Source organism: Lysinibacillus sp. A1 (genome assembly GCF_000801965.1).
In the GTDB taxonomy this organism is placed as follows: Bacteria; Bacillota; Bacilli; order Bacillales_A; family Planococcaceae; genus Lysinibacillus; species Lysinibacillus fusiformis.
In genome coordinates, this window is sequence record NZ_JSZM01000043.1 from 24,307 (window position 1) to 50,807 (window position 26,501).

The window sequence follows — 26,501 nt, forward strand, 5'->3', positions numbered from 1 at the left end:
GCAATCTTAGTGATTGCCTTTTTTCAATTGTTATTTTATCTGAATTTTTAGTGTATGGGAGTGACATCAAATGAACGTAATGGACATAAAAGAACGTGGTCTAGAGTTTGAGCAGCTAGAAAGATTACCCCAGGATGTCTTAGAGTTTATGTATGAACAGAAATTGTTCAAATTGTTCACTGCAAATGAACTAGGAGGTAAGAATCTAGATTTAGTAGAGGGAATAAAAGTGTTTCAACAACTAGCTGCCCTCGACGGTAATGTTGGTTGGCTTGTGACAATCGGGACTGGAGGTAATGCATTTATTCCAGCATTTAGCCAAGAAATGTGCGAAAAAATCTTTACCCCTAAAAATGCAGTTATCGCAGGTAGTGGTTATCCAACGGGTGTAGCTGTAAAAGTAGAAGATGGTTATGTAGTAACAGGGCAATGGAAATATTGTAGTGGTTCGGACTATGCTACAACCTTTACAATGAATTGTTTGATAGAGCAAGATGGCGTGAAAACAGAAAAGGTCATTAGTTGTTCCTTAGACCGTCAAGATGTTGAAGTTTTAAATGATTGGCGCGCAATGGGCTTGAAGGCAACGGCAAGTCATACTATTCGCGTGAACAACGTATGGGTACCTCAAGAGGCTACTTTCCAAATAGGTACGATTAGAAATAGCTATGGGAATGCTGTACACACCTTTCCATTTACCACCTTTGCAGAGGCTTCCTTTTTAAGCGTTTGTCTAGGGATAACTGAGAATTTTTTAGAAGAAGCATTTATTTTAATAAAGCAACGCAATCATGATGCCCATAAAGCTGAGCGTATGGGAGCATTACAATTTTTACTCATGCAGAAACAGAAGCATTTTAAACAATTTGAAAAGCAGTTCTATACAACCTTGTCGGAATATTGGCAAAAGCATCAGGGAGATAAATCTTTGACAGAGGAAGAACTAACACAATTTACACAAATGAGTAAAGAGATTGCTGCTGCTTGTATAGAGATTGCCAATAAATTAATACGTAATCTTGGCATGGATGCTATTACCGAGACTGCCTCAATAAATCGCATTTGGAGGAATTTGTATACAGCTGCACAGCATGGCTTTTTAACTCCTTAAGAGTTGTGACTAGACTCTGTCATTTTGACGAACGACAGAGTCTAATTTTCGTATGTATCTTGCCTTGGTGAATGGTCATTTTCTATATAAACATAAAGCTTCGGTAATTTAGGATCATCTTGCACTAAGGCGTTATTAGGATATTTTCGTAACTCCTTATACATGGCAAAGTCACCTACTGCACCTGCTATTAATAAGGCTCCTACCAGTATTAAAATGGTATTATTAAAATAAAACCCTGCAATAGTAGGAAGAACGCCAGTCGTCCAAAATGGCAGCAATAATGCCCGTTTCATGGCGTGATTATATAGAGGCTTTGTAGTAGTTGCATAGGCAACACCTAGCTCTAAGTTTATGCCATATTGTAAAGACTTCAAAGGTACTTTGCCAAAGAGCATAAAGCCAAGCAAATGAAAAGCTTCATGCAAAATAATAAAAACTACATACAGAATAACAAACAGTACTGTACCACCAATGAAAGCCCAAAAAGAAAAGTGAAAATCTTTAAAGCAAATATATTGAATGGCTATAAATAATATGACAAGACCAATTGTGATCACATTATTGTCGATCATTAATTTTTTTATATTTAATTCAATAACAATAGGTTCTTTATTCTGTAGCACAAAAGTTCTCCTTTCACGAATTAAACAGGTTACGTTCATTATATAAAATGAATTGTAAGTTTGCGACTTGAAAGAAAAGTACCTATATGTTACAATTCATTGATGTGAGTAATAATTTATTACTTGCTCCTTGCTCCCTTAATATAGGAGAGCCTAGTCCATAAGGAGGTGTAAACAGATGAGAAAATACGAATTAATGTACATCGTACGTCCGAACATTGAAGACGAAGCGAAGAAAGCTCTAGTTGAACGTTTCAACGAAGCTTTAACTTCTAACGGTGCAGAAGTCATCGAATCAAAAGAGTGGGGCAAACGCCGCTTAGCTTATGAAATTCAAGACTTCCGCGAAGGTTACTACCAAATCGTAAAAGTAAACGCTACTTCAGATGCAATCAACGAGTATACACGTCTAGCTAACATCAGCGAAGACATCATTCGTCACATTGCAGTTCGCCAAGAAGCTTAATATTGAATTATTTTTAACAAAACGCTGAAAAGGAGGTTGCATTCTGATGATAAACCGTGTCGTATTAGTTGGAAGACTAACAAAAGATCCTGAGCTACGTTATACACCAAATGGAATTGCGTCTACAAGATTTACAGTTGCTGTGAATCGTGCATTCTCAAATCAACAAGGTGAACGTGAAGCTGATTTCATTAACTGTGTTGCATGGCGAAAACAGGCTGAAAACCTAGCGAACTTCATGCGAAAAGGAAGTTTAATTGGGGTAGAAGGTCGTATCCAAACAGGCAGTTATGAAGGACAAGACGGTAAGCGAGTATATACAACAGACGTTGTGGCGGATAGCGTACAGTTTTTAGAACCACGTAATGGTAGCGGAGCTCCTGCTCCTCAATACGGTAGTGGACAAACTTACGGTAATAACCAACCGTCATATGGCGGTGGTCAACCACAACAACAGTTTGGTGGCGCTATGCCAGGACAGGGTTCCTATGGCGGCGGCGATGCTTATCAGCAAAATCAACCACCTATGAATCAGCCAAACTATACACGTGTAGATGAGGATCCATTTGCTAATAGCAAAGGACCGATAGAAGTATCTGAGGATGATCTTCCATTCTAATGCTTCTACAATAAAAAAAGATAAGGAGGAGACACACTATGGCACCACGTCGCGGAGGCCGCAAACGCCGTAAAGTTTGCTACTTCACTTCAAACAATATTACGCACATCGACTACAAAGATGTAGATTTATTAAAAAAATTCATCTCTGAGCGCGGTAAAATTTTACCACGTCGCGTAACTGGCACAAGTGCAAAGTACCAACGTAAATTAACTTCAGCTATTAAAGTATCTCGTATCATGGGATTACTTCCATTCGTAGCAGAAGACAAATAAGATTGATGACGTTAAGGAATTGACCTTACATCAATTTTGAATACCAGCATATTACGATATTCGTATCGGGTATGCTGGTTTTTTTTATCGAAAATTGAAGTAGACGTTTTTTAGATAAAATTCATAATAAAGCATATAGTGATCTAAGCGATTTTTGTTCAATACTATGAAAAAATGGTACAATAAAGGGTAGTAAGTTTGACTGAAAAAAAGGAAGGTTTTCAATGCCGAATAATCAAACAAAAGCGCTTGTCCAAGGCTCGATGATGGTTGCACTTTTTACAATATTAATGCTGATTTCCGCATATGTACCATTCGTTTTTATAGTAGCTTTAATATTCGCTCCACTACCGATTGCTTGGTATAGCGCAAATTACAAACGTTCTTCATCAATACTCGTAGCAATAGTAGGCTGTATGTTAACCACTATAACGAGTGGACTATCGATGCTACCATTTGCCTTTGTAATGGGGTTGCTGGGCGTCGTAATGGGTAACGCCATTTATCAGAAGAAGAGTAAGCTTTATTTATTTATGTCAACGGGGATTGCTAATCTAATCTCGATGGCACTTGTTTATGTTGCCTATGTAAAACTTGCAGGAATTGACTTTATTAGCATGAGTCTAGAGATGGCTCGCAAAAATTATGAGCAATCAAATGAATTTGCGAAAAACGTTACAGGGCAAGTGGCGATAAAGCCGGAACAGCTAGAGGCTATGTTTAACACGATCGAGCTGACAATGCCTGCAACAATAACAATATCAGCATTTTTTGCTGCATTTATTATCATAGCGCTAAATTTGCCAGCTTTAAAACGACTTGGCGTGGATGTTCCAAAGTTTGCACCATTCCAAAATATGCGCTTACCACGATCTATTTTATGGTACTACATGATCGTTTTATGCATTAATTTATTTATGCGTCCAGAGGCTGGTTCTACACTAGATATAATTGTATTGAATGTTTCTTATATTTTATGGGTGCTACTCATTCTACAAGGGATATCATTTATCCATTATTTCATTTCTAGAAAAGGGATGCCAAATGGGGTTAAATGGGTTGCTACCGTGTTAGCTATTCCATTATCATCCTTCATGATCTTACTAGGTATCGTTGATTTAGGTTTTGACGTACGTTCACTTGTAAAGGGGAAGACTAAAGAATAAGGGGCTGATTGTAATGGGAACTTTTAGAAAACGACCAATTCGCTATCCGCTTTTTGTTCTTTCCATTTTTGGAATTGTGACGTTCGTACTTCTATGTATTTGGAATATCGGGATAGGTATAGGTTATGGAATAGGTTTTGCTTTACTGATGGTCTACACATGGAAGGTGGAAAAGATTGCTTTTGAAGAAACTGAAAAGCATATAGAATCCATTTCATTCCGCATGAAAAAAGTAGGGGAAGAAGCATTGCTTGAAATGCCAATTGGGATACTGTTGGTGAACGAGCAATATGAAATAGAATGGTCGAATCCATATATGCAAGGTATCTTAAATATGGAATCATTAGTCGGAGAAGGAATTGTTAATATATCTGATGATATCTATGTACTAATGAAGACTGAAGAAACAAATGAGGCTACAATTACATTACGTGATCGTAAATATCGTGTTTATTATAAAAAAGAGGAACGATTACTATACTTCTTTGATATTACTGAGCAGATTGCTATTGAGAAGCAATACTTTGCAGATCGTACAGTTATCGCTATTTTATTTGTTGATAATTACGATGAAATCACACAGGCCATGGATGACCAACCACGTAGTTTAACGAATACAATGGTTACTTCAATCGTCAATGAATGGGCTGCTGAGCATGGTGTATTTGTAAAACGAATATCATCAGATCGGTTTTTAGCAGTATTAAATGAGTCAATTTTAACAGAGCTTGAAAAGAAAAAATTTGCTATTTTAGATGTTATCCGAGAAAAAACAGCGCAAAAGAATTTATCTTTAACATTAAGTATTGGTGTAGGAGCGGGTTCGTCCTCCCTAGTGGAGCTTGGCGAATTGGCACAATCAAGTCTGGATCTCGTATTAGGACGTGGTGGTGACCAAGTTGCCATAAAGCAACCTACAGGAAAGCTAAAATTTTATGGCGGGAAAACGAATCCGGTTGAAAAGCGCACACGTGTTAGAGCTCGCGTCATCTCACATGCATTACGTGATTTAATTCAAGATAGTGATCAAGTATTTGTTATGGGACATAAAAGCCCTGATATGGACTCGATTGGTGCATCTGTCGGTGTTCGGAAAATGGCACAAATGAATGATGTGAAGGGCTATGTCATCATAAATTTTGATGAGTTAAATGGTAGCGTTACACGTTTAATGAATGAAATAGAGAGTAAATCTGATTTCTATGAAAACTTCCTAACACCAGAGGAAGCTGCAGGGAAAATGACCGAAAAGTCCTTGCTTGTTATTGTGGATACACATAAACCTAATTTAGTTATTGATTCACACCTATTAAAGCTAGCTGAAAAGGTTGTTGTAATCGACCATCATCGACGAAGTGAGGATTTTATTGAAAATCCAACACTTGTTTATATGGAACCGTATGCCTCATCAACTGCTGAGCTGGTAACTGAGTTATTAGAATATCAGCCGAAGCGAGCAAAGATTAATATGCTAGAGGCTACTGCACTACTAGCGGGTATTATTGTCGATACGAAGAGCTTTACACTTCGAACGGGTGCACGTACGTTTGAAGCTGCCTCGTACCTACGGACGAATGGTGCCGATACAGTATTAGTGCAACGTCTTTTAAAAGAAGATGTAGACACCTATATTGAGCGATCAAAAATAGTGCAAACGGTTAAATTCGTAAAGCCAGGAATTGCTGTAGCTGTAGGTGAGGAATCGAAAGTGTATGACTCTGTCTTAATTGCACAAACAGCAGATATTTTACTAACTATGAAGGATGTTGGTGCATCCTTTGTTATTGCACATCGGGCAGATGGAAAAATAGGAATTAGTGCCCGATCACTAGGCGAAGTCAATGTCCAGCTTATTATGGAAAGACTTGGCGGTGGTGGTCATTTAACGAACGCTGCCTGCCAAGTAGAAGCCAAAACAATTGATAACGTGAAAACACAATTAGAAGAGGCCATAGAAGAGGTCTTTGAAGGGAGTTCTGACTAATGAAAGTAGTATTTTTAAAAGACGTTAAAGGAAAAGGAAAAAAAGGTGAAATTAAAAACGTAGCAGATGGTTACGCACAAAATTTCTTAATTAAAAATGGCTATGCAGCAGAAGCAAACGCTCAAGCACTAAGTCAATTAGATGGTCAGAAGAAATTAGAAGAAAAAAATGCTGCAGCTGAACTAGCAGAAGCACAAGCGTTAAAGGAAAAAGTAGAAACATTAACAGTTGAGCTAAAAGCAAAGTCTGGTGAAGGCGGTCGTCTATTTGGTTCAGTGTCTACCAAGCAAATTGCTGATGCCCTACAAAAAGTGCATGGCATTAAAATTGATAAACGTAAAATGACTTTAAATGATGGAATTCGTGCACTAGGCTTTACAAATGTTCCTGTAAAACTACATCATGAAGTAACAGCTACATTAAAAGTACATGTAACGGAAGAATAAGGAGCGACGATCCATGAACGAACCGATGATGGACCGCGTTCCACCGCATAACCGGGAGGCGGAGCAATCGGTTATCGGTGCAATTTTCCTTGAGCCACAATCTTTAATCACAGCATCGGAAATTTTATTGGCAGATGATTTTTATTTAAACGCCCACAAGAAGATTTTTGAAACAATGCTACGGTTAAGCGATCAAGGAAAAGCGATAGATGTTGTTACAGTTACAGAAGAATTATCAGCTAAAAAAGAGATTGAAGACGTTGGCGGGCTATCTTATTTACTAGAGCTCGCCAATGCTGTCCCTACAGCTGCCAACGTTGCTCACTATGCTAAAATCGTTGAGGAAAAGGCACTATTACGTCGCTTAATTCGTGTTGCTACTAAAATTGTTGAGGATGGCTACACACGAGAAGACGAAGTAGAGGCATTACTAGGCGAAGCAGAGAAAAAAATGATGGAGGTTGCCAATAGGAAGAATGCGGGGGACTTTAAGCATGTGAAAGATGTGCTAGTGGAAACCTTCGACAACATTGAGCAGCTTCAATCACAAAAGGGAGATGTAACGGGGATACCGACAGGCTTCCGTGATTTGGATAACATTACTGCTGGCTTCCAACGTAATGATTTAATTATTGTAGCTGCCCGTCCATCCGTAGGGAAAACTGCCTTTGCCTTGAATGTTGCGCAAAGTGTTGCCGTACAGGCACGAGAGAATGTTGCAATCTTCTCTTTAGAGATGGGTGCAGAGCAACTTGTCATGCGTATGCTATGTGCAGAAGGAAATATTGATGCACAAGTTTTACGTACAGGTGCTTTAACTACGGAAGATTGGGGTAAACTAACTATGGCAATGGGGAGTTTATCGAATTCAGGGATTTTTATTGATGATACACCGGGTGTACGTATTAATGAGATTCGTGCAAAATGTCGACGTTTAGCTCAAGAAAATGGGCTTGGAATGATCCTGATTGATTATTTACAGCTTATTCAAGGTAGTGGGAAACCAGGCGAGAACCGTCAGCAAGAGGTATCTGAGATTTCACGATCGCTAAAAGGACTAGCACGTGAATTAAAGGTGCCTGTTATTGCCTTATCGCAGCTATCTCGTGGAGTGGAGCAAAGACAAGATAAACGTCCGATGATGAGTGATTTACGTGAATCGGGAAGTATTGAGCAAGATGCTGATATTGTAGCCTTTTTATACCGTGATGACTATTACGATAAAGAGTCTGAAAGTAAAAATATGATCGAAATTATTATTGCAAAGCAACGTAATGGTCCAACAGGGACTGTTACACTTGCCTTTAAAAAAGAGTTCAATAAATTCATTAATGTGGATTGGTCACAAATGCCACCGCCACCGTCACGTGATTAATCATGTGCGTCATTCAGATAAATTGCCTCTACAAATTAACCTTGGACTGAATTAATCTGAATGTTCGATAATATTCATACCATTCTGTTATTAAACACGAACGTTGAATCAGATTTTTTGATTTTATGTTCGTGTTTTTTCACTATTTTTTATTGACGAGGTGTTTCTATCATTGTTACAATGATTGAGGCTAAAAAATTGAGATACACAGGTATCTAACGGAGGTGCTGATTATGACATCAGTAGTAGTTGTAGGAACACAGTGGGGAGACGAAGGAAAAGGTAAAATTACGGATTTCCTTTCGCAAAAAGCCGATGCAATCGCTCGTTTTGCAGGTGGAGATAATGCAGGACATACCATTAAAATAGATGGTGAAACATATAAACTACATTTAATTCCATCAGGTATCTTCTATAAAGAAAAAACTTCAGTTATTGGTAATGGATTAGTTGTCAATCCAAAATCAATAGTAACAGAACTAAAAGGCTTACAAGAACGTGGCATTAATACAGATAATTTACGTATTTCTAACCGTGCACATGTTATTCTGCCGTATCATATAAAGCAAGATATTGCGGATGAAGAAAGCCGCGGAGATAATAAAATTGGGACAACTTGTAAAGGGATCGGACCATGCTATCAAGATAAAGTAGCTCGTATTGGTATCCGTATGGCTGATTTACTTGATAAGGATATTTTTGAAGAAAAACTACGTCATAATTTAGCCATTAAAAATAAATTATTCGAGAAATTCTATGAAGTCGAAGGTGTTACTTTCGAAGAGATTTTTGAGGAATACTATGGTTATGGTCAAGAAATCGCAAAATATGTGACAGATACATCTAAAATTTTGAATGATGTACTTGATGAAGGCGGTAAAGTATTATTTGAAGGCGCTCAAGGTATTTTGCTTGATGTCGATCAAGGTACGTATCCATATGTTACATCTTCAAATCCTGTAGCAGGCGGTGTAGCAATTGGTGCTGGTGTTGGTCCTTCACTTGTAACAAGCGTTATTGGAGTATCTAAAGCTTATACATCTCGAGTAGGTGATGGTCCATTCCCTACAGAATTATTTGATGAAGTAGGTCAGCAAATTCGTGAAGTTGGTCGTGAATATGGTACAACAACAGGCCGTCCACGTCGTGTAGGTTGGTTCGATACGGTAGTTGTTCGTCACTCACGTCGCGTAAGTGGTATTACGCATCTAGCACTTAACTCAATTGATGTTTTATCTGGTTTAGAGACAGTAAAAATCTGTACAGCCTATAACTATAAAGGTGAAACAATTACAGAGTACCCAGCAAATCTTCATATTATTGAACAATGTGAACCAATCTATGAAGAGCTTCCAGGCTGGTCTGAGGACGTTACAGCATGCCGTACTTTAGAAGAGCTACCTGAAAATGCACGACGCTATGTAGAGCGTGTTAGTGAATTAACAGGTATTCAAATTGCTACTTTCTCAGTTGGTCCTGCTCGTGAGCAAACAAACGTATTAGTAGATGTTTGGGAAGCCTAATAAAATAAATACAATAAAAGGGGCGTGCCATAGATGGTACGCCCTTTTCTTAGTGAATATCCTTCTTCTTAAAACGACCACCTTTTACCTCTGCTATATTACCAATGGCTAAAAATGCATTGTCATCGATATCGGCAACAATGGTTTTCAGCTTCGATTCTTCCAAGCGAGTAATAACAGTAAAGATGACCTTTTTATCATTTCCTGTATAAGCCCCTTCACCATGAAGGAAAGTGACACCACGACCAAGTCGATCCATAATGGTTTGTCCAATTTCATCAATAGCATCACTTATGATATAAACTGATTTTGATTCTTCCAACCCTTGAATGACAATATCAATCATTTTATAAGCAATATAATATGCAATGATGGAATACATTGCTTGTTCCCAGTTAAATACAAATCCTGCTATTGCAAAAATAATAATGTTGAAGAACATAATGATTTCTCCAACTGAAAAAGGAGTTTTACTATTAAATAAAATTGCCAATATTTCAGTTCCGTCTAACGAACCACCATAACGAATGACAATACCGACACCAACTCCTAAAATCATCCCACCAAAAACTGTGGCCAATAATGTATCTTCCGTAAATGGGTGTAGGTTATGTAAGGCAAGTGTTGCAGTAGAGAGTACAGTAATACCTAGCCCTGTGGACAGCGCAAAGGTTTTACCAATTTGTTTGTAGCCTAAAAAAATAAAAGGTAAGTTTAAAATGAAGATGAAGATACCAAGGGGTAAATTTAATAAATGAGATGTAATAATGGAAACACCTACGATGCCTCCATCCATAATGTGGTTGGGTACTAAAAATAACTCTAAGCCCAAAGCCATAATGATTGCACCTAACGATACCATAATAATCCTTAGAAATGTTTTACGCATGTTACTTTTCTGATGCCGCAGCATTTTTGCTGCCATATCAGAGGTCTGTGAATCACTCAATTTAATCGCTCCAATCCATAATGTGCCTTCTTTTATATTTTATCGGAATATTAAAAAAGTAAAAAGTATTATGCCTAAATTCACTTGAAAAAAATAATAGAATACTATACCAATGGCTAAGTATATGATTTTTAATACGGTAAATAATGTTGTTCAATACCCATTTTATGAATAAAAATACAGTATTTATCAACTATATAAAATATATTCTATGTAACAATTAGTAGATAAATAATACATTTACATTACAAAAGAGTGAAATCATTCAAACGCTATTTTCTTTATGATACATTATAAGGGTGCAAAAATTCCTTGTGGGTAAATCATCCTATCACAAGGGAAAGTTGGAAGGGGCTTTATTGATGAATTCGTTTTGGAATAAAAAAGAAGAAAACAATAGATTCACCTACAATTTTTCTTCTTTTAAAAAGGTTTCGATCATGGCAGTTTTAATGACGAGCCTAACGATAAATATGGGTTTTGCTAAAGAACATACGAAAGAAAATTTAAATAAAATATACCATGTTTATGTGGGAAATGATTATATTGGTGCAGTATCTGACGAGAAAGCTATTCAAGAAGTTATTACATCAAAAGAAAAAGAAGCAAGTCAGCAATTCAAAGAGTTATCTATGGATGCTAGCTCATCTGTTAAAATAATCCCAGAACAGGTTTTTACGAATGAAACAAAAGATGCAGAAACATTATCCAAACTAAAGCAATCTTTAGTAGCGAAATCGGATGCTTTTACATTACTAGTAAATCATAAGCCAGTCGTATCATTAAAAAATACGGAAGCCTATGAAAAAACGGTTCAACTGTTGAAGCTACAATATATTTCTCAGCCAGAGTTAGATAAATTAGCGAAAAACCAACAATCTACAATTAATTTACAAGAATTACAAGCAGGCGAATCACGACTTTTAGATATTTCATTTAAACAGGATGTTTCAGGAATATCTCAAAAAGTTACACCAACTCAAATCTTAACACCTGAGCAAGCTGTCAACTATTTAATGACAGGCTACCTTGAACAAGATAGCTATAAAATTCAATCAGGTGATGTATTAGGTTCTGTCGCAAAAAAACATAATTTAACAACGAATGAGCTGCTAGATTTAAACCCTGATGTAACAGTTGATACTGTTTTACAAGTTGGACAGGAATTGAATGTAACGGTGGCAAAGCCATTTGTAAATCTTGAGGTTAAAAAGAAAAAGAAAGTAGCAGATGTGATTCCATTCAAAAAAGTAGTGGAAGAAGATCCTACTATGTATAAAGGTGAAAAGGTCATCAAGCAAGAAGGCGCTAATGGTAAAAAAGAAACAACCTACGCCCTAACGTCTGAAAATGGTAAGCAAACAGCAAAAGTTGCATTAGAAGAAAAAGTAACCCAAGAGCCAGTGGACCAAATTGAAGTAGTTGGGACAAAGGTAATCTCTTCACGTGGTACAGGTGAATTTTCATGGCCAGCTGTAGGAGGCTATATCTCAAGCGGTATGGGCGAACGTTGGGGCGCCTTCCACCGTGGAATCGACATTGCTCGTCCAAGTAATTATAATATTTTGGCGGCCGATAATGGTGTAGTTAGTGCAGCTGGTACGTCTGGTACTTATGGTAATCGCATTGTTATTAATCACAATAATGGCTATACAACGCTTTATGGACATCTATCTTCTATTAATGTTGAAGTAGGACAAGTAGTGGAAAAGGGTTCTGTTATCGGTATTATGGGTTCTACTGGAAATTCGACAGGCACACATTTACACTTTGAAGTTGAAAAGAACGGTTCATTAGTTAATCCGTTATCATATGTAGGTCGATAAACATTTTTAATAGTAGACAGTCCAAATAGTGGGCTGTCTTTTCTATTATTTCCCGAGAAATACTTGTTGAAATATAGCCCATTATGTCAAAGTATTTAAAGTGATTGATGAACGATTAATGCAAGGAAACTGAAAGCATGATAGAGTTAAGAGTAGTGAACTTACAAATACAACATGTTTAAGAATAGATAAAAAACGAAAGGGAGAGAATGAATGAACAAAACGATTTTAGTTGTTGATGATGAAAAACCAATCGCAGATATTCTGCAATTTAATTTAATAAAAGAAGGATATAAAGTGATATGTGCGTATGATGGTGATGAGGCACTAAAGAAGGTTGAGGAAGAGCAACCAGATTTAATGCTACTAGATATCATGCTACCAAAGCGCGATGGTATGGAAGTATGTAGAGAGATACGGAAAAAATATGATTTCCCTATTATCATGCTGACGGCTAAAGGCTCTGAGATTGATAAAGTATTAGGCTTAGAAATGGGCGCAGATGATTATGTCACTAAGCCATTCAGTACACGAGAGCTTATTGCTCGTGTAAAGGCCAATATGCGACGTTTACAGGTTGCTGCACCTGCAGCAGAAGAAGCAGAAGAGGAATCAAACGAAATTGTTGTAGGATCCCTTGTTATCCAGCCGGATGCTTATTTAGTAATGAAGCGTGATGAGGCTATTGAGCTTACTCATCGAGAATTTGAGCTACTACATTATTTAGGTAAACATATTGGACAAGTAATGACACGTGAACATCTTTTACAAACGGTATGGGGCTATGACTACTTTGGGGATGTTCGTACTGTTGACGTAACAATTCGTCGTTTACGTGAAAAAATCGAGGATAATCCTAGTCACCCTGCTTGGATTGTCACAAGACGTGGTGTAGGTTATTATTTACGAAATCCTGAACAGGAGTAATCGGAATGCAGAAAGTGAGCTTCTTTAAATCCATTCATGTCAAACTAGTGCTGATTTATATTTTATTAATATTGCTTGCTTTACAAATTATCGGTATTTATTTTGCTCGCCAGTTAGAACAAAATTTGAAGAGCAACTTCCAAGATTCTATCTTTCAGCGAGTTGACCTGATGCAATATAGTCTTCGTGAGGAAATTTTAAAGGAACGGGACGAAAGCATGCCTAAACTAGAGGAAAGCTTGAAGTCAATCGTTACAGAGTTTTCAACGGGTTTAAGAGACGTTTCTAATGGTGATATTTTAGAAATTCGTGTCATTGATGATAGACAAAGAATACTTGCCACATCTGAGCTCGAGAATCAAAATTTAATAGGACAACGCTCTAACACAGACCTTGTGCGTCGTGCGATATCTGCTGAAACGCTCTTTGATATTATAAAACTCGATAACAAAACGAGGAATCGAGTATGGGTATTGGCAAACCCGATTCGAGCTGGTGCAGGGCCAGACGATGAAATTATAGGTGTTCTATATATTGAAGCGAATATTGAGTCCGTTTTTGAACAAATGAACGAAATTAACCGTATTTTCCTTGGCGGCACAGCTATGTCGTTAGTCTTTGCTATCTTTTTAGGTATTCTCGTTGCTCGAACAATAACACAACCAATTGCTGATATGCGAAAGCAGGCTCAAGCGATGGCAAAGGGCAACTATTCTCGCAAGGTAAGGGTATATGGTACAGATGAAATAGGTCAGCTTGCCGTTACCTTTAATCATTTAACCAACCGTTTGCAAGAGGCACAATCCACTACTGATGCGGAGCGGCGAAAGCTAGATTCAGTCCTTAGTAATATGACAGATGGCGTTATTGCGACAGATCGTAAGGGACGTATTATTTTAATTAATGACCCGGCGCTGGAGTTACTGCATATTTCAAGGGATATTACACTAGGTCGTCCCATTGCTTCGGTATTAGGGATTGATCAGGAATATAGCTTTGAAGATTTAATTCATATGAGTGATGCTATTAATTTAAATTTCAGTACATCAGATGCACCTTATATATTACGTGCCAATTTCTCGGTTATTCAAAAAGAGACAGGCTTTATTAATGGTCTTATTACTGTATTACACGATATAACAGAGCAGGAAAAGATAGAAATGGATCGTCGCGAGTTTGTATCGAATGTATCCCATGAATTAAGAACACCATTAACAACTATGCGTAGTTATTTAGAGGCACTAGCAGATGGGGCATGGAAGGATGAAAATATTGCTCCTACATTTTTAAACGTAACGCAAACTGAAACAGAACGTATGATTCGACTAGTCAATGATTTATTGCAATTATCACGAATGGATAGTTCAGACTATGAGTTAAACAAAGATATTGTCTTATTTAATTCATTCTTTAATCGAATTATCGATCGATTTGAAATGTCTAAGTCTGATAAAGTACAGTTTGCACGACTATTCCCTGAAACCTCCTTTTATGTAGAAATTGATACGGATAAGGTGACACAGGTCATTGATAATATCATTTCGAATGCCATTAAATATTCTCCAGATGGCGGAAATATTCGCTTTGGCTTCACGGGGCAAGGTGACATGCTAAAAGTCATGATTTCAGATGATGGCATGGGGATTCCTAAAGAAAATGTAGGCCGCATTTTTGATCGCTTCTATCGTGTCGATCGGGCCCGTGCTCGTTCTATGGGAGGAACAGGCTTGGGGCTTGCTATTGCGCAGGAAATGATTGAAGCGCATGGCGGAAAGATTTGGGCAGAGAGTGAGGAAGGGCAAGGCACGACTATTTTCTTCACATTACCATATGATGCAGATGAATTTGGTGAGGCAGGTGAGTGGGAATGAAATATATAGAGCCAGTTAAATCTGTTGTTTTATTTCTACTTGTCATGCTAAGTGTGATTCTAACTTTTTTGATTTGGACGTACACACCAGATTATAAATATATTGAAAATACGGAGCGGAAGGAAATTTTAATTAAGCCACAAAAGGAAATGGAGGATATTATTCGTCCATACAAGGCTATTTTCCGTTTTGATGAGGGTTATACAGGCACAGTATCTAATAATTCCATGAAGAATTTGATGAAAACTTTTAAAGGCTGGAACGTTCTAGATTTAGAGCCTGTTAACAACAACCTTTCGCCAAACTATGTAAATCAAATTATTGGCGCAGACCATCGAATGACAATCTTTTTCACTGGTGAGGTTCCATTTTCAGCCTTTAACACCATTTTTCAATTTGCTGATAAGGAGTTACCAGAAACAACCTTCAATCGTATGATTATTGACTGGAGTAATTCAAGCACCAAAGAGTTAATGGTTTATTACATTAGTAGTAATAACCAATCATTATTCCGCTCACATGTAAGCGTGCCAAACATGAACCAATTTATACAGGAAGTCATAGAGCCTGCAAAAAAAATATGGTGCGTTTAAAGAAATTGAGCGAGAAAATCAGACATCTCTTTATGTAGATAACAATAAAATGGAATCTGTAAAATTTACGTACTATATTGAAGAAATCACACCAGAATTATTTAAAAATGTGTTATTTACAGATCCAAATATAGTGCGACGCAATGTTGAAAGTGCTTCTTCTGAAAAATATACAGATGGTATGTCATTAATGACATTAGATACAAATCTAAAGTCATTAAACTATGTTTATCCAGCTGCAGAAAGCAGTATTAGAATAGAGCCTTCAAAATTGCTAAAAGATAGCTTTGAATTTATCAACGAGCATGGTGGATATACTGCCGATTTCCGTTATGCTTCAACGAACACAAATAAAAATCAAATGGATTATCAATTATATTTACAAGGTTTACCGGTCTATAGCAATCATGTCATTACCCGAATGACGACAATTTGGGGAGATAGCCGGATTTTCCATTATAAGCGTCCATACTTCTCATTAGATATGGATATTGAAGCAGAAAAGGAAATTAAAGAATTATCGTCGGGAGCAGATATTGCCGAGAGATTAAAAGTTGGGAATAATATTGCCTTAGCAGATATCGATGAAATTGTTTTAGGTTATTATTTAACACAAAATCAAGAACTAAATATATTTACATTTGAACCTTGTTGGTTTGTCATCCGTAATGGATCTTGGATTAAACTAACTCCTGAAGTTTTAGGAGGTGTTAAAAATGGATTGGAATAGAACGAAATCTATTTTTATATTCGTTTTTTTAATTCTAAACATCTTCTTATATTCCCTTTATGTAAATCGCTATAATGAGGCGAAAGATATTGAGGTTCCGGGTGAAAAAACAATAGAAGCTCGTTTAAAAGATGATAATATTACGTATGGCTCCTTACCAAATAATATTGAGTTTGCTTCGTATATGACAGCTCAAGTGCATAAATTCACTACAGATGAATTTAGTAATAGTAACCAACAAATTACATTTAGGGATAATACGAATACGAAAGTTCGTGCTATTTTCATAAAGCCTGTTAAATTACGGAATGTGAGTGATGATGCAAGCTTTACGGATTTTGCTGTTGCAAACGTAAATGAGGGAGCATCGTATGCCTTATGGAAAGTAGATCGCGAAGAGCGCATCGCAATTTTTTTCCAGAAGACTAATAACCGGATGTTCTATTACAATGGTTCATTAAAAATTAAATGGAATACCAATAATGAAGTAACTATGTATGAGCAAACAATGATTGATAATATTGAAGAAATGGAACAACAGGAAACTGTCATTCCTCCCCTTCAAATTATTCAAACTTTATATGCAAAAGGACCGCTCAAGCCAGACTCACGTATTACGCAAATGAAGTTAGGTTACTCAACACTTGTTAAATTGACTCGTACACAGGTATTAGTGCCAACATGGGAAGTACGAGTGAAATTATCGGATGGAGAAACAGAAGAGTATTTTGTCAATGCAGTAGAAGGCAAAGTCATTGAAATCCAGGAGGACAAGCAAGAGGGCGAAGAAGAAGACTGGGGAGTTGAATAATGCGATTTAGTGTTTTAGCAAGTGGCAGTACAGGGAATTCGATTTATGTAGAGAATGACGATTATGCCTTTATCGTGGATGCTGGTCTTAGTGGGAAAAAGATGGAGCAGCTATTTACAAAAATTGATCGTAATATGAAGCAGCTTAGTGGAATTTTCGTTACACACGAGCATAGTGATCATATTAAAGGGATAGGTGTACTGGCACGAAAATATAATGTACCGATTTATGCAAACGCCAAAACATGGCAGGCAATGGACGGGCTAGTTGGTGATATTCCTGTAGAGCAACGTTTTGAGTTTGACATGGATACAGTGAAGCATTTTGGCTCTTTAGCTGTTGAATCTTTTGCTGTTTCACATGATGCAGCAGATCCAATGTTCTACACATTCCATGAGGGTAGTCGCAAGCTTGTTATTATTACAGATACAGGGTATGTCAGTGATCGTATGAAGGGTATTATACGCGGAGCAGATTCCTTCGTTTTTGAAAGTAATCATGATGTTAATATGCTTCAAATAGGACGTTATCCTTGGTCCATTAAACGCCGTATTTTAAGCGATGTAGGACATGTGTCCAATGAGGATGCAGCGATTGCAATGAGTGAGGTCATATTTGATAAGACGACCAATATCTATCTTTCGCATTTAAGTAAGGATAATAATATGAAAGAGCTGGCGCGCATGAGCGTGTCACAAACCTTACAATCCTGTGGCGTTATGGTTGGCGAACACGTTCATCTTTTTGATACAGATGCAGAGGAGCCAACAAAATTAGTAACGGTTTAACGACTCGTTATTTAGGTAAAACTTAAAGCTGTTCGACGCATTTGAGTAAATGCGTTGGGCAGCTATTTTTATGTCCATTTTATTTGTTTTTCATCTGATTTTAATGTTTGAATCGTAAGATTAGGGTAACAATTAACAAAAGCAATAAAGGAAAGGATGAGGAACATGAGTTATTTTCAAGATGATGATAAAAACAGTGATTTCCTAAAAAATGATGAAATACCGAAATCACCTCTTCAAGAAAGACTAGAGCGCGAGGAGCAAGAAATGCAGGCCAAGCGTCATAAAAAGAAAGGTGGAGGCGGAGGAAAAGGTGGCTATTTCTTTAGTGGCTTAGTCGGCGTCATTATAGGTGCCTTACTTGTTTGGCTGATGTTGCCTGGTCTGGTCAATCAAATGCCTGGTACAACATCAAGTAATACAGGGAAAAATAATACGACCATTGATCAAGTTGCCACAGAGGTAACGACGGATGTTACAAAAGCCGTTGATAAAGCTTCTCCAGCCGTTGTGGGTATTACTAACATTCAGGAAGTAACAAGCGGAGGATTTTGGAGCCAGCAATCAACAACAACAAAAGAAGCGGGAAGCGGTTCAGGTGTAGTGTATAAAATTGAAGGTGACAAAGCCTTTATCGTAACAAATAATCACGTTATTGAAGGGGCTAAACAACTAGAGGTCACAATGCCTGATGGAACAAAAGAGCAAGCCGAACTAGTGGGCCATGATGTTTGGACAGACCTTGCCGTTATTTCAATTAGCTCAAAAAATGTAAAAACAGTAGCAACATTCGGTAACTCCGATGTGTTAAAACAAGGGGAAACAGTTATAGCAATAGGTAATCCACTTGGCTTAGATTTCTATGGCTCTGTGACAACTGGCGTTGTTTCAGGTAAGGATCGTTCTGTACCAGTAGACTTAAACGGTGATGGCACAGAAGATTGGCAGCAAGAAGTATTACAAACGGATGCAGCCATTAATCCAGGGAATAGCGGAGGAGCACTTGTCAATTTAGCTGGAGAGTTAATAGGGATTAACTCCATGAAAATTGCAGAATCCTCTGTGGAAGGTTTAGGTTTCTCTATTCCAATTAATTCAGCCATTCCGATTATTGAGGAGCTAGAGAAAAATGGTGAAATGAAACGTCCAACAATGGGAATTTCATTAGCTGACTTAACAGATGTTCCAGCCTTCTACCAACAACAAACATTAAAATTACCAGCTGAGGTGACAACAGGAGTTGTGATTACAGATGTAATGAATAACTCACCAGCATCCAAAGCAGGAATCCAACAATATGATGTTATTGTGGAAATGGATGGTCAAAAAATAGAAACAGCCATTGATTTACGTAAACATCTATATAATGAGAAAAAAATCGGTGATCAATTAACATTAAAAGTTTACCGCCAAGGTAAATTGGTAGAACTTACACTTACATTAACGAACGGTAATTCATTGTAAAAAGGGTGAATAGCAGTGGGGATTGAAAAAATCTCCGCTGCTTTTTTGTGGAGATAGAGAAGTCCTTTAATAAAATATTGTGGATAACTAGAAAATTATGAATACTGATTGTATACAATAAACAGTGAGGAAAAGGCACTTCTTCCATACATGCTATTCCTTTGATACAATAGGTTGTGGATAACATAGACCGAAATGTGAATAAGTTTGTGGAAATTTCGGAAAATAAGGAGACATCAAAAAATGGAAAAATACAGCTGTGAAAGCCATATAGAACACGCTTTAGACATGTTTGTAGCAGAGCAAAAAGTGTTCCCAATTATGGATAAAATCGAAGAGGAAAAAAAGTTATCCACAAAGTGTAGCTACTGTGAACAGCCAGCAGAATATATTGTATCAAGTAAATAACTTTACACAATATATAGCAATGGCATGTGGATATGTTGATAACTTTTGTGGATAATTTGTTTGTAAATGAATTGTAAAGGTGGATAACGTGTGAATATAACGATTGTATCAGTCGGCAAGTTAAAAGAAAAGTACTTAAAAATGGGGATCGATGAGTACGTAAAACGACTAGGCGGCTATGCAAAAATGGATTTGATTGAGGTACCTGACGAAAAAGCACCCGAACAACTTAGTGATGCTGAAATGGATATCGTGAAGAAAAAAGAGGGAGAACGGATACTAGCCAAAATTAGTGCAGACGCGTATGTCATTGCCCTCGCTATCAATGGCAAAATGAAAACCTCTGAACAAATGGCTGCTGATCTTGAATCACTCATGACCTACGGCAAAAGCAAAATTGCCTTCGTCATCGGCGGCTCCCTAGGCCTACACGAAGACGTCCTAAAAAGAGCCGACGAGCAACAATCCTTCGGCAAAATGACATTACCGCACCAGCTCATGAAGCTCGTACTCGTAGAGCAGGTTTATCGAAGCTTTAGAATTATGAAGGGTGAACCGTATCATAAGTAAGTGCGGTTTTTCACTCATATTTAATGTAATAGCTTATGCCTTTTCTTTTACTAGTTGTTCCGTTGCATATACGTGAAACCAACGTTCACTAGTGTGTAAGGAAGCTCAATTTAATAGACTGATAACACAAAACGAAAACTCCTAAGGTGATTTGTCTCGACAACAATTACGATTCGTGAGTTTTCGCTTTGTGTCGTTATTTGAAACAATCTTTATAAGCGAAAGCTTTCGAAATTGTATCTAGAATGTTTCGTTCAAAGCACGCCGTAATTGCCAAAAATCATCTTGAACTTTAAGGGTGCTTGCTTTTCTTACATCAATAAATGTACGCTATTTTCGAACTTCTGGTTAATCCTCATTTACTTGTCTAGGGATAGCATAGGCTTTTTCACTTTTTTGCTGAGCGTTATAGTTAGATCCTAAAACACCTAGTAGAATAATGATTGTACCGAAAATATGATAGGATTGAATCGTTTCGTTTAAGAAAAGGACGCCAGCAATAATCGTAATTAATGTAGCTAAATTATTAAAGACACTCATTTTTGACGCTTCAATTTGCGAAAGTGCATAATTGGAGAAAAAGGAAGTTCCTAAAGATGAAAGTGCTCCAAGGTAAACAATAGCGATGATAAACGTTCCGCTTGAGAACGGTTCGATGAATTGATGCATCGTTTTCGTTATCATATGATTTCCAATAGCTACAATATTAAAAAAGATAAAGCCAAAGAGCGTCATAACGTAAGTTATCGTAAAAAATGAGTAATGTTGCACAAGTTTACGTGCTAAAACGGTATTGTAAGCACCAGTAAGGGCTGACAGTAACATAAGGAAAATTCCTTTTACATTTTGTGAACCTGTATCTGCTCCATTCATAACAAAAATGAAAATGACACCTGAGACTGATAATAACACCGAGGCCTTTTGTAATGGTACTGTATGTTCTTTCAAATATACTGATGCTAAAATCAGAGTGAAAATTGGTACAGTAGCTAGAATAATACCGGCTTCTGAAGAAGAAGCATAGACTAGACCGAACGTTTGAAATGTGAAAAATAAAGTAGGATAAATTAAAGCTAATGGAATAATATTACATACGTCCTTCTTTGTCACATTTAAGCGAATCTTTTTCAAGACAATAATAGCAGTAGCGATAACAAAAGCTATAGAAAAGCGGTGTGCCAGTGTATCAAGCGGTGAAGAAGCAACAAGGCTCAGTTTTACGAACATAAATGAAAAGCCGATGATGAGTGCATACATGGTTGCTGCGAAATAAGCTTTTGTTTTTTTAGACATTTTTACAAGACTCCAATCCTTTTATCCTGCATTATCGGGCAGGAACACCCCCACCTCAAAATTTAGCTGTCGGCAAAAAAGTTAGGTGGGAGATAAAAAAACTACCACGGATTAAAGTTTTACTTTCGTAGGTATATTAACGAAACACTTTAAAGCGCTCTTCATTTGCCAAAAATTCTTTTTCACTTGGCACTGCTTCGATACTTCCGAATGGCATTTGTGCAGTTAATTTCCAATTATTGGGAATTTCCCATTCGTCTTTCACATTTTGATCGATAAGTGGGTTGTAATGTTGAAGGGAGGCACCTAGTCTTTCTTGGGCTAATGCCATCCATACAGAATGCTGCGCAATTCCGGTTGCTTGTTCAGACCAGATAGGAAACTGTTCTGCATATAGAGAGAATTGATTTTGATACTGTTGAATGACGTCTTGGTCTTCAAAAAATAAAATGGAAGCGAAGCCTGCACGGAAAGAGTCTATTTTTTCTTCTGTTCGGGCAAAGTTTTCTGCTGGAACAATTGAGCGTAACTGTTCTTCAACTAGATCCCATAATTTATCATGATGTTCGTTAAATAAAATTACTGCCCGTGAAGTTTGTGAGTTAAAAGCAGTTGGACTATGCTTTATTGCCTCCATAATAGTGTCTTGAAGTTTTCCTTCAGTCTGTTCTACATTTTTTCCTAGAGCGTAAATTGAACGCCTCTTTTCCATCAATTCAATATATCTGTTCTTCATATTTGTAAACTCCTTTTCTAATAATTTTTCACCACAGTATCCTACCTAAGTTCCTTTCCTTTTTAATACGTTCATTGTAAAATTTGAAATATAATAGTTCAATACTATTTTTTCTATACAAACAATAGGTTTTGGCTATAGAAAAGGAGGGTTTGATATGGAGATTAGACAATTAAATTACTTCCTTATGCTGTGTAAGGAGTTACATTTTTCTGAAGCAGCTTTTAAATTGGGGATTTCTCAACCGACATTAAGTCAGCAGATACGTGTTCTAGAGGGTGAAATAGGGGCACCATTATTCGATCGAATTGGCAAAAAAACAGTGAAAACGGAAGCTGGTGAGTTACTTGAGCACTATGCTCTAAAAGTTCAACAGGATTTAGAAAATGCCAAGAAAGCTATCTCTGATTTGATAGATTTTAACAAGGGACATTTACGTATCGCAATACTGCCTTCGGATCTTGATTATCGCTTAACCGAGATTTTAATTGATTTTCGAAAGGAATTCCCCAACACAAAAGTGCAAGTATTTCCGACAATAGAAAGTTTAACAAAAGTGCTAGGTAATGAAGTTGATATTGGCATTGGTTTAAAGGTAGAAGGAAATTCTCATTTAGAGCGTATTCCATTCTATACGGAGAGGTACAGTTTATTTGTGAATGAAAGTCATGACTTATCTCAGAGGAAGAGCGTCAAACCAGAAGAGTTGGTAGATATACCACTTGTTATGTATCCTCAAGGGAAATGTGGTCGTGATCTAATCGATAAATGGTGTGATAGGCAAGGAGTAACGATTAATAGTGTTATGGAAACTGGTTCAGCTACATCATTATTTCAACTCGTTCAAAAAGACATTGGTGCTACTATTCAACCTAGCCAACTTATCGAAAACTTCCAATCGCTAGGTATTCGATCAATACCCATTGAAAATGCACCAACGAGGGAACTAGATATCTTCTATCGTAACGACAAATATTTGAGTAAAGCAGCTGAAGGTTTCATGAAAAGAGTTATAGAACGATTTTAGAAGTTGAGCACTGATTTACTTCTACAATCATTTAAACAATTCATCGACATGTTAAAATGGATGCGCACACCTTTCAAAATTCAAGAGCAAATGAATGCTTTAATGAGTTGGAACGGAAGGGAAGCACAAGCATTACACCGAATCGTTCGTGGAGCGTTGTTACATGCAATTTTTATTGGAATTCACCCATTCATTGATGGAATGGTCGTACATCAAGATTGTTGTTAAATTTAGAGCTAATGAATTCTGGCTATCCACATTATTATTCGAATAGAAAATAGATTGGCGTATTACGATGCATTAGACAAAGCACATACGACAGAGGACTATGGGGACATTGTAGAGCTTATTGAGAAGGAAGTTGAGGCTTCGTTAGACTTATATAAAGTGCCGTGTGATACTGCCAAGTCTCCGGCAAGCGTAAAACGTTCATAGGATGAAAGCTGGATTCAATTGTTCATTAATTGTTTTTATTAACTGCTGTTCAACTTCTCGATTTAACATGCTATCACCGTCCTTTATTTTATTATAAAGGTTAGACGAAAAAACCGCACTTAAATCCATTACGGCGAATCGTATCATAAGAAAGTGCAATTCTTTGGAACTATCACCATGAATTATGCATTTTATAAAAATATATAGAACTGAATAAATAAGCCAAAAAAGAACATAAACTGGTTCTTTTTTGGCTTTTTAGATTGGTTAAGTTAGTCTAATATTGTGACCTTTAATTGTTTTACTCCAAAATTAATGGCATCTTGTTGAGAAGGGAAAAAGACATCGATTCGTTTTCCTTTAATGGCACCACCAGTATCCCCTGCAATTGCTTCACCATAGCCTTCCACATAAACTTTACTACCCAATGGAATTACAGCTGGGTCAACTGAGATGACCTTCGCATTTGGGTTGGTTTTAAGGTTCATGCCAGTAGAAGTAATACCAGAACATCCCTCACATGAAGCCGTATAGGCTGAAGCTTCCACTATAATTTCCTTTGAAGCAGTTTTATTTGTAGAAGAAGCGTTGGCTTCAGGAGCATTCTCCTTTGAAGCGGTAGTACTTGTTGATGGAGCAGTTGCTTCAGGTGCACTATCCTTTGAAGCAGTAGTACTTGTTGATGGAGCGGTCGCTTCAGGTTTACTTTCTACTGCAGTTGTATTATTTGTTACTGAAGTTGTCGTTTCCTTTGCTGCATGAGCTGTAGGCTTTATTGGTTTGTCAGTTACAGCCTTACTTGTTTTCGTACCATCGATAATCGATAGATGTAAACCGGGATGAATAAGGTCCGTCTGTAATTGGTTCCATTCTTTAATTTGTGAAACAGAGACTTGATGATCTAGGGCTATATCCCATAGTGTATCTCCTTGCTTAACGGTATATTGTTGTGCAATGGTAAGGACATCACCAGGGTGAATAAGGTTAGTAGTCATATGATTCAATGTTTTAATATTTTCTACAGAAGTATGATGTGTACGAGATAAATCCCAAAGAGTATCACCTTTTTGTACGTTAATTGTTGCAGCTTGAGCATTAGCACCTAAAGTTGCCGAAAGCATTGCAACTGGTACAATTGAAATTATTTTTTTAAGCATGTATTAATCCTCCATGTGCGTTCTTAGTTGTTAATGTAGAATCATCGTAACATAGATTTTTTTGAGAAAAAGAACAAGGAGATGTTAATTTGATTTCGTCCATGGCATTTATATTGCAATAATATTTCTACTATTAAATGAGATGATTTCCGTAATGAAGATAGCTGATCTGTTAAGAGCTAAATGTGATAATGTTTCTACATTAAATAAATTTCGTAAGTGGGGGATAATCATGTCAGTTGTGGATCTGTTAGCTTCTCAACTAGGTCGAAACGATGAAGAGCCAAATATGGAGTTTGCACATAAATTGATACATGAAGAAAATTATGCGGGTATAGAAGAAATAATTGAAAACCTAACGTGCAAAGATAAAAAAATTCAATATGATTGTATGAAAGTAGCATACGAAATTGGGCAAGTTAAACCGGAACTGATCAGTAAGTATGTCCTGACTTTTATAGAGTTGCTAAAAAGCTCTAATAATCGTTTGGTCTGGGGCGGGATGATGGCATTGGCAACGATTGCCGAGGTAGCATCAGAAACCATTATGGCTCATCTAACTATATTAAAAAGTGCGATGAAAATGGGTTCAGTTATTACAATTGATAAAGGTGTCCTCACTCTTGCGAAGCTAGCAGCTGTCAGTAAAGAAAACAATGATGTGATTTTTCCAATATTACTTCATCACCTTTAGAATTGCAGACCAAAGGAAATTCCTCAGCACTCGGAAAGTACGCTGTTAGCCGTAACAGATGAAAATAAAAATGAATTATTGAAAGTGTTACGAAAAAGAGAAAAATACCTAACAGCACCACAATTAAAAAGAGTCGAAAAGATTTATAGAACACTAGAAGCTTAATAAAAGTAAAAATTTTTCTTTATGTGCCGTACCATTAATATAAATGTTAGCATCAGTGATGTTATTAGGGATTTTTGAATAAATGTTCATAAATAAAAGCCCGCTTGGCAGTTTTGCGAAGATCCTCATCATAAGTAAATGATGTTATTTATGAAAGATAAAGAGGTACAGATTTTTATCAAAAATGTCGAGAATATCAATGGCCTTATACGAAAAGACAAAAAGAGAAATTGCACAGAGCAATTTCTCTTTTTGCTTGTTCTGAGGTGAATTATGCCTTAAGCATGATAACTTCAGTATTATTTTTATTACCATTACCATTACCATTACCATTACCATTGCCGTTACCATTACCATTACCATTACCATTGCCGTTACCATTACCATTACCATTACCATTACCATTACCATTACCATTACCATTACCATTACCATTGCCGTTACCATTGCCGTTACCATTACCATT

General features: G+C 37.0%; 29 protein-coding genes. 24 read left to right on the top strand and 5 right to left on the bottom strand.

What is annotated here, in order from left to right:
- Window positions 1-70 precede the first annotated feature (70 nt).
- Window positions 71-1,111, top strand: coding sequence for an acyl-CoA dehydrogenase (locus PI85_RS22775; RefSeq protein ID WP_036121892.1), 1,041 nt, complete (start codon window positions 71-73; stop codon window positions 1,109-1,111).
- Between the two features lie 41 nt (window positions 1,112-1,152).
- On the opposite strand, the gene PI85_RS22780 is transcribed toward PI85_RS22775, so the two are convergent.
- A complete protein-coding gene (locus PI85_RS22780) occupies window positions 1,153-1,737 on the bottom strand; it encodes a DUF3267 domain-containing protein (RefSeq protein WP_036121890.1) in 585 nt (194 codons plus the stop codon).
- A gap of 178 nt (window positions 1,738-1,915) precedes the next feature.
- Here PI85_RS22780 and rpsF point away from each other — a divergent pair, with 178 nt between their 5' ends.
- The 8 genes from rpsF (at window position 1,916) to PI85_RS22820 (ending at window position 9,591) form a co-directional block, all read left to right on the top strand.
- The gene (gene rpsF, locus PI85_RS22785) at window positions 1,916-2,203 is read left to right on the top strand and encodes a 30S ribosomal protein S6 (protein WP_008177955.1); all 288 of its coding nucleotides are present in this window, start codon (window positions 1,916-1,918) and stop codon (window positions 2,201-2,203) included.
- 46 nt (window positions 2,204-2,249) lie between these two features.
- Window positions 2,250-2,822, top strand: a complete 573-nt coding sequence (gene ssb, locus PI85_RS22790; protein WP_036121887.1) for a single-stranded DNA-binding protein — start codon at window positions 2,250-2,252, stop codon at window positions 2,820-2,822.
- A 38-nt stretch (window positions 2,823-2,860) separates the two neighbouring features.
- Window positions 2,861-3,097, top strand: coding sequence for a 30S ribosomal protein S18 (gene rpsR, locus PI85_RS22795; protein ID WP_004233359.1), 237 nt, complete (start codon window positions 2,861-2,863; stop codon window positions 3,095-3,097).
- Between the two features lie 224 nt (window positions 3,098-3,321).
- Window positions 3,322-4,263, top strand: coding sequence for a YybS family protein (locus PI85_RS22800; protein ID WP_036121884.1), 942 nt, complete (start codon window positions 3,322-3,324; stop codon window positions 4,261-4,263).
- Window positions 4,264-4,276: 13 nt separating this feature from the next.
- Complete coding sequence (locus tag PI85_RS22805) at window positions 4,277-6,247, top strand: DHH family phosphoesterase (RefSeq protein WP_036121881.1); 1,971 nt, start codon at window positions 4,277-4,279, stop codon at window positions 6,245-6,247.
- On the top strand, window positions 6,247-6,693 hold the full coding sequence (rplI, locus tag PI85_RS22810; RefSeq protein WP_036121876.1) for a 50S ribosomal protein L9: 447 nt from the start codon (window positions 6,247-6,249) through the stop codon (window positions 6,691-6,693). The genes PI85_RS22805 and rplI overlap by 1 nt, the downstream gene beginning before the upstream one ends.
- A 13-nt stretch (window positions 6,694-6,706) precedes the next feature.
- Window positions 6,707-8,068, top strand: coding sequence for a replicative DNA helicase (dnaB, locus tag PI85_RS22815; RefSeq protein ID WP_008177941.1), 1,362 nt, complete (start codon window positions 6,707-6,709; stop codon window positions 8,066-8,068).
- A 233-nt stretch (window positions 8,069-8,301) separates the two neighbouring features.
- Window positions 8,302-9,591, top strand: coding sequence for an adenylosuccinate synthase (locus tag PI85_RS22820; RefSeq protein WP_008177939.1), 1,290 nt, complete (start codon window positions 8,302-8,304; stop codon window positions 9,589-9,591).
- 49 nt (window positions 9,592-9,640) lie between these two features.
- Here the strand turns inward: PI85_RS22820 and PI85_RS22825 are convergent, their stop codons facing one another.
- Window positions 9,641-10,504, bottom strand: coding sequence for a YitT family protein (locus tag PI85_RS22825; protein WP_042737493.1), 864 nt, complete (start codon window positions 10,502-10,504; stop codon window positions 9,641-9,643).
- A 398-nt stretch (window positions 10,505-10,902) separates the two neighbouring features.
- Between PI85_RS22825 and PI85_RS22830 the strand changes: the two genes are divergently transcribed.
- The 10 genes from PI85_RS22830 (at window position 10,903) to rlmH (ending at window position 20,528) form a co-directional block, all read left to right on the top strand.
- Complete coding sequence (locus tag PI85_RS22830; RefSeq protein ID WP_036121868.1) at window positions 10,903-12,366, top strand: M23 family metallopeptidase; 1,464 nt, start codon at window positions 10,903-10,905, stop codon at window positions 12,364-12,366.
- Between the two features lie 213 nt (window positions 12,367-12,579).
- Entirely contained in the window at window positions 12,580-13,293 is a 714-nt protein-coding gene (gene yycF, locus PI85_RS22835; RefSeq protein WP_008177934.1) for a response regulator YycF, read from the top strand.
- A 5-nt stretch (window positions 13,294-13,298) separates the two neighbouring features.
- Window positions 13,299-15,164 (top strand): cell wall metabolism sensor histidine kinase WalK, encoded by a 1,866-nt coding sequence (walK, locus tag PI85_RS22840; protein WP_039392495.1) that lies wholly within the window; start codon window positions 13,299-13,301, stop codon window positions 15,162-15,164.
- Window positions 15,161-15,757 (top strand): two-component system activity regulator YycH, encoded by a 597-nt coding sequence (gene yycH, locus PI85_RS25145; RefSeq protein ID WP_255350119.1) that lies wholly within the window; start codon window positions 15,161-15,163, stop codon window positions 15,755-15,757. The genes walK and yycH overlap by 4 nt, the downstream gene beginning before the upstream one ends.
- A 4-nt stretch (window positions 15,758-15,761) precedes the next feature.
- Entirely contained in the window at window positions 15,762-16,487 is a 726-nt protein-coding gene (locus PI85_RS25150) for a YycH family regulatory protein (protein WP_255350120.1), read from the top strand.
- Window positions 16,474-17,298: a two-component system regulatory protein YycI gene (locus PI85_RS22850; RefSeq protein ID WP_036121860.1), complete on the top strand. Its 825-nt coding sequence runs from the start codon at window positions 16,474-16,476 to the stop codon at window positions 17,296-17,298. The genes PI85_RS25150 and PI85_RS22850 overlap by 14 nt, the downstream gene beginning before the upstream one ends.
- Window positions 17,298-18,086 (top strand): MBL fold metallo-hydrolase, encoded by a 789-nt coding sequence (locus PI85_RS22855; RefSeq protein WP_039392497.1) that lies wholly within the window; start codon window positions 17,298-17,300, stop codon window positions 18,084-18,086. The genes PI85_RS22850 and PI85_RS22855 overlap by 1 nt, the downstream gene beginning before the upstream one ends.
- A gap of 165 nt (window positions 18,087-18,251) precedes the next feature.
- Window positions 18,252-19,550, top strand: a complete 1,299-nt coding sequence (locus PI85_RS22860; RefSeq protein ID WP_036121854.1) for a S1C family serine protease — start codon at window positions 18,252-18,254, stop codon at window positions 19,548-19,550.
- 243 nt (window positions 19,551-19,793) lie between these two features.
- The gene (locus PI85_RS24145; protein ID WP_008177923.1) at window positions 19,794-19,958 is read left to right on the top strand and encodes a CxxH/CxxC protein; all 165 of its coding nucleotides are present in this window, start codon (window positions 19,794-19,796) and stop codon (window positions 19,956-19,958) included.
- Window positions 19,959-20,048: 90 nt separating this feature from the next.
- The gene (gene rlmH, locus PI85_RS22870) at window positions 20,049-20,528 is read left to right on the top strand and encodes a 23S rRNA (pseudouridine(1915)-N(3))-methyltransferase RlmH (RefSeq protein ID WP_036121853.1); all 480 of its coding nucleotides are present in this window, start codon (window positions 20,049-20,051) and stop codon (window positions 20,526-20,528) included.
- A gap of 348 nt (window positions 20,529-20,876) precedes the next feature.
- Here rlmH and PI85_RS22875 read toward each other — a convergent pair whose 3' ends face one another.
- Window positions 20,877-21,821: a DMT family transporter gene (locus PI85_RS22875; RefSeq protein WP_036121851.1), complete on the bottom strand. Its 945-nt coding sequence runs from the start codon at window positions 21,819-21,821 to the stop codon at window positions 20,877-20,879.
- 136 nt (window positions 21,822-21,957) lie between these two features.
- Complete coding sequence (locus PI85_RS22880) at window positions 21,958-22,557, bottom strand: nitroreductase family protein (RefSeq protein WP_036121849.1); 600 nt, start codon at window positions 22,555-22,557, stop codon at window positions 21,958-21,960.
- Window positions 22,558-22,714: 157 nt separating this feature from the next.
- Here PI85_RS22880 and PI85_RS22885 point away from each other — a divergent pair, with 157 nt between their 5' ends.
- The 3 genes from PI85_RS22885 to PI85_RS24980 are packed head-to-tail and all read left to right on the top strand — an operon-like array spanning window position 22,715 to window position 24,019.
- Window positions 22,715-23,584, top strand: a complete 870-nt coding sequence (locus PI85_RS22885) for a LysR substrate-binding domain-containing protein (RefSeq protein WP_036121847.1) — start codon at window positions 22,715-22,717, stop codon at window positions 23,582-23,584.
- A gap of 3 nt (window positions 23,585-23,587) precedes the next feature.
- Complete coding sequence (locus PI85_RS24975; RefSeq protein WP_052323605.1) at window positions 23,588-23,812, top strand: Fic family protein; 225 nt, start codon at window positions 23,588-23,590, stop codon at window positions 23,810-23,812.
- A gap of 54 nt (window positions 23,813-23,866) precedes the next feature.
- The gene (locus PI85_RS24980) at window positions 23,867-24,019 is read left to right on the top strand and encodes a hypothetical protein (protein WP_235318532.1); all 153 of its coding nucleotides are present in this window, start codon (window positions 23,867-23,869) and stop codon (window positions 24,017-24,019) included.
- A 272-nt stretch (window positions 24,020-24,291) separates the two neighbouring features.
- Here PI85_RS24980 and PI85_RS22895 read toward each other — a convergent pair whose 3' ends face one another.
- Window positions 24,292-25,176 (bottom strand): LysM peptidoglycan-binding and 3D domain-containing protein, encoded by an 885-nt coding sequence (locus tag PI85_RS22895; RefSeq protein ID WP_036121844.1) that lies wholly within the window; start codon window positions 25,174-25,176, stop codon window positions 24,292-24,294.
- Window positions 25,177-25,408: 232 nt separating this feature from the next.
- Here PI85_RS22895 and PI85_RS22900 point away from each other — a divergent pair, with 232 nt between their 5' ends.
- Both PI85_RS22900 and PI85_RS24490 read left to right on the top strand, forming a co-directional pair.
- Window positions 25,409-25,870: a hypothetical protein gene (locus PI85_RS22900; RefSeq protein ID WP_235318533.1), complete on the top strand. Its 462-nt coding sequence runs from the start codon at window positions 25,409-25,411 to the stop codon at window positions 25,868-25,870.
- 449 nt (window positions 25,871-26,319) lie between these two features.
- Window positions 26,320-26,501 (top strand): hypothetical protein (locus tag PI85_RS24490; RefSeq protein WP_200886596.1); only part of this gene is annotated, 182 nt, incomplete at its 3' end.

Coding starts and splice junctions, on each gene's coding strand:
- rpsF (WP_008177955.1), top strand. CDS start 1,916: ATGAGAAAATACGAATTAATGTACATCGTACGTCCGAACATTGAAGAC.
- PI85_RS22830 (WP_036121868.1), top strand. CDS start 10,903: ATGAATTCGTTTTGGAATAAAAAAGAAGAAAACAATAGATTCACCTAC.
- PI85_RS22805 (WP_036121881.1), top strand. CDS start 4,277: ATGGGAACTTTTAGAAAACGACCAATTCGCTATCCGCTTTTTGTTCTT.
- ssb (WP_036121887.1), top strand. CDS start 2,250: ATGATAAACCGTGTCGTATTAGTTGGAAGACTAACAAAAGATCCTGAG.
- PI85_RS22900 (WP_235318533.1), top strand. CDS start 25,409: ATGTCAGTTGTGGATCTGTTAGCTTCTCAACTAGGTCGAAACGATGAA.
- PI85_RS22875 (WP_036121851.1), bottom strand. CDS start 21,821: ATGTCTAAAAAAACAAAAGCTTATTTCGCAGCAACCATGTATGCACTC.
- rplI (WP_036121876.1), top strand. CDS start 6,247: ATGAAAGTAGTATTTTTAAAAGACGTTAAAGGAAAAGGAAAAAAAGGT.
- PI85_RS22850 (WP_036121860.1), top strand. CDS start 16,474: ATGGATTGGAATAGAACGAAATCTATTTTTATATTCGTTTTTTTAATT.
- rpsR (WP_004233359.1), top strand. CDS start 2,861: ATGGCACCACGTCGCGGAGGCCGCAAACGCCGTAAAGTTTGCTACTTC.
- PI85_RS22855 (WP_039392497.1), top strand. CDS start 17,298: ATGCGATTTAGTGTTTTAGCAAGTGGCAGTACAGGGAATTCGATTTAT.
- PI85_RS22800 (WP_036121884.1), top strand. CDS start 3,322: ATGCCGAATAATCAAACAAAAGCGCTTGTCCAAGGCTCGATGATGGTT.
- PI85_RS22885 (WP_036121847.1), top strand. CDS start 22,715: ATGGAGATTAGACAATTAAATTACTTCCTTATGCTGTGTAAGGAGTTA.
- yycH (WP_255350119.1), top strand. CDS start 15,161: ATGAAATATATAGAGCCAGTTAAATCTGTTGTTTTATTTCTACTTGTC.
- PI85_RS22860 (WP_036121854.1), top strand. CDS start 18,252: ATGAGTTATTTTCAAGATGATGATAAAAACAGTGATTTCCTAAAAAAT.
- PI85_RS22820 (WP_008177939.1), top strand. CDS start 8,302: ATGACATCAGTAGTAGTTGTAGGAACACAGTGGGGAGACGAAGGAAAA.
- walK (WP_039392495.1), top strand. CDS start 13,299: ATGCAGAAAGTGAGCTTCTTTAAATCCATTCATGTCAAACTAGTGCTG.
- dnaB (WP_008177941.1), top strand. CDS start 6,707: ATGAACGAACCGATGATGGACCGCGTTCCACCGCATAACCGGGAGGCG.
- PI85_RS24145 (WP_008177923.1), top strand. CDS start 19,794: ATGGAAAAATACAGCTGTGAAAGCCATATAGAACACGCTTTAGACATG.
- PI85_RS22895 (WP_036121844.1), bottom strand. CDS start 25,176: ATGCTTAAAAAAATAATTTCAATTGTACCAGTTGCAATGCTTTCGGCA.
- PI85_RS22825 (WP_042737493.1), bottom strand. CDS start 10,504: ATGCTGCGGCATCAGAAAAGTAACATGCGTAAAACATTTCTAAGGATT.
- PI85_RS22775 (WP_036121892.1), top strand. CDS start 71: ATGAACGTAATGGACATAAAAGAACGTGGTCTAGAGTTTGAGCAGCTA.
- yycF (WP_008177934.1), top strand. CDS start 12,580: ATGAACAAAACGATTTTAGTTGTTGATGATGAAAAACCAATCGCAGAT.
- PI85_RS22880 (WP_036121849.1), bottom strand. CDS start 22,557: ATGAAGAACAGATATATTGAATTGATGGAAAAGAGGCGTTCAATTTAC.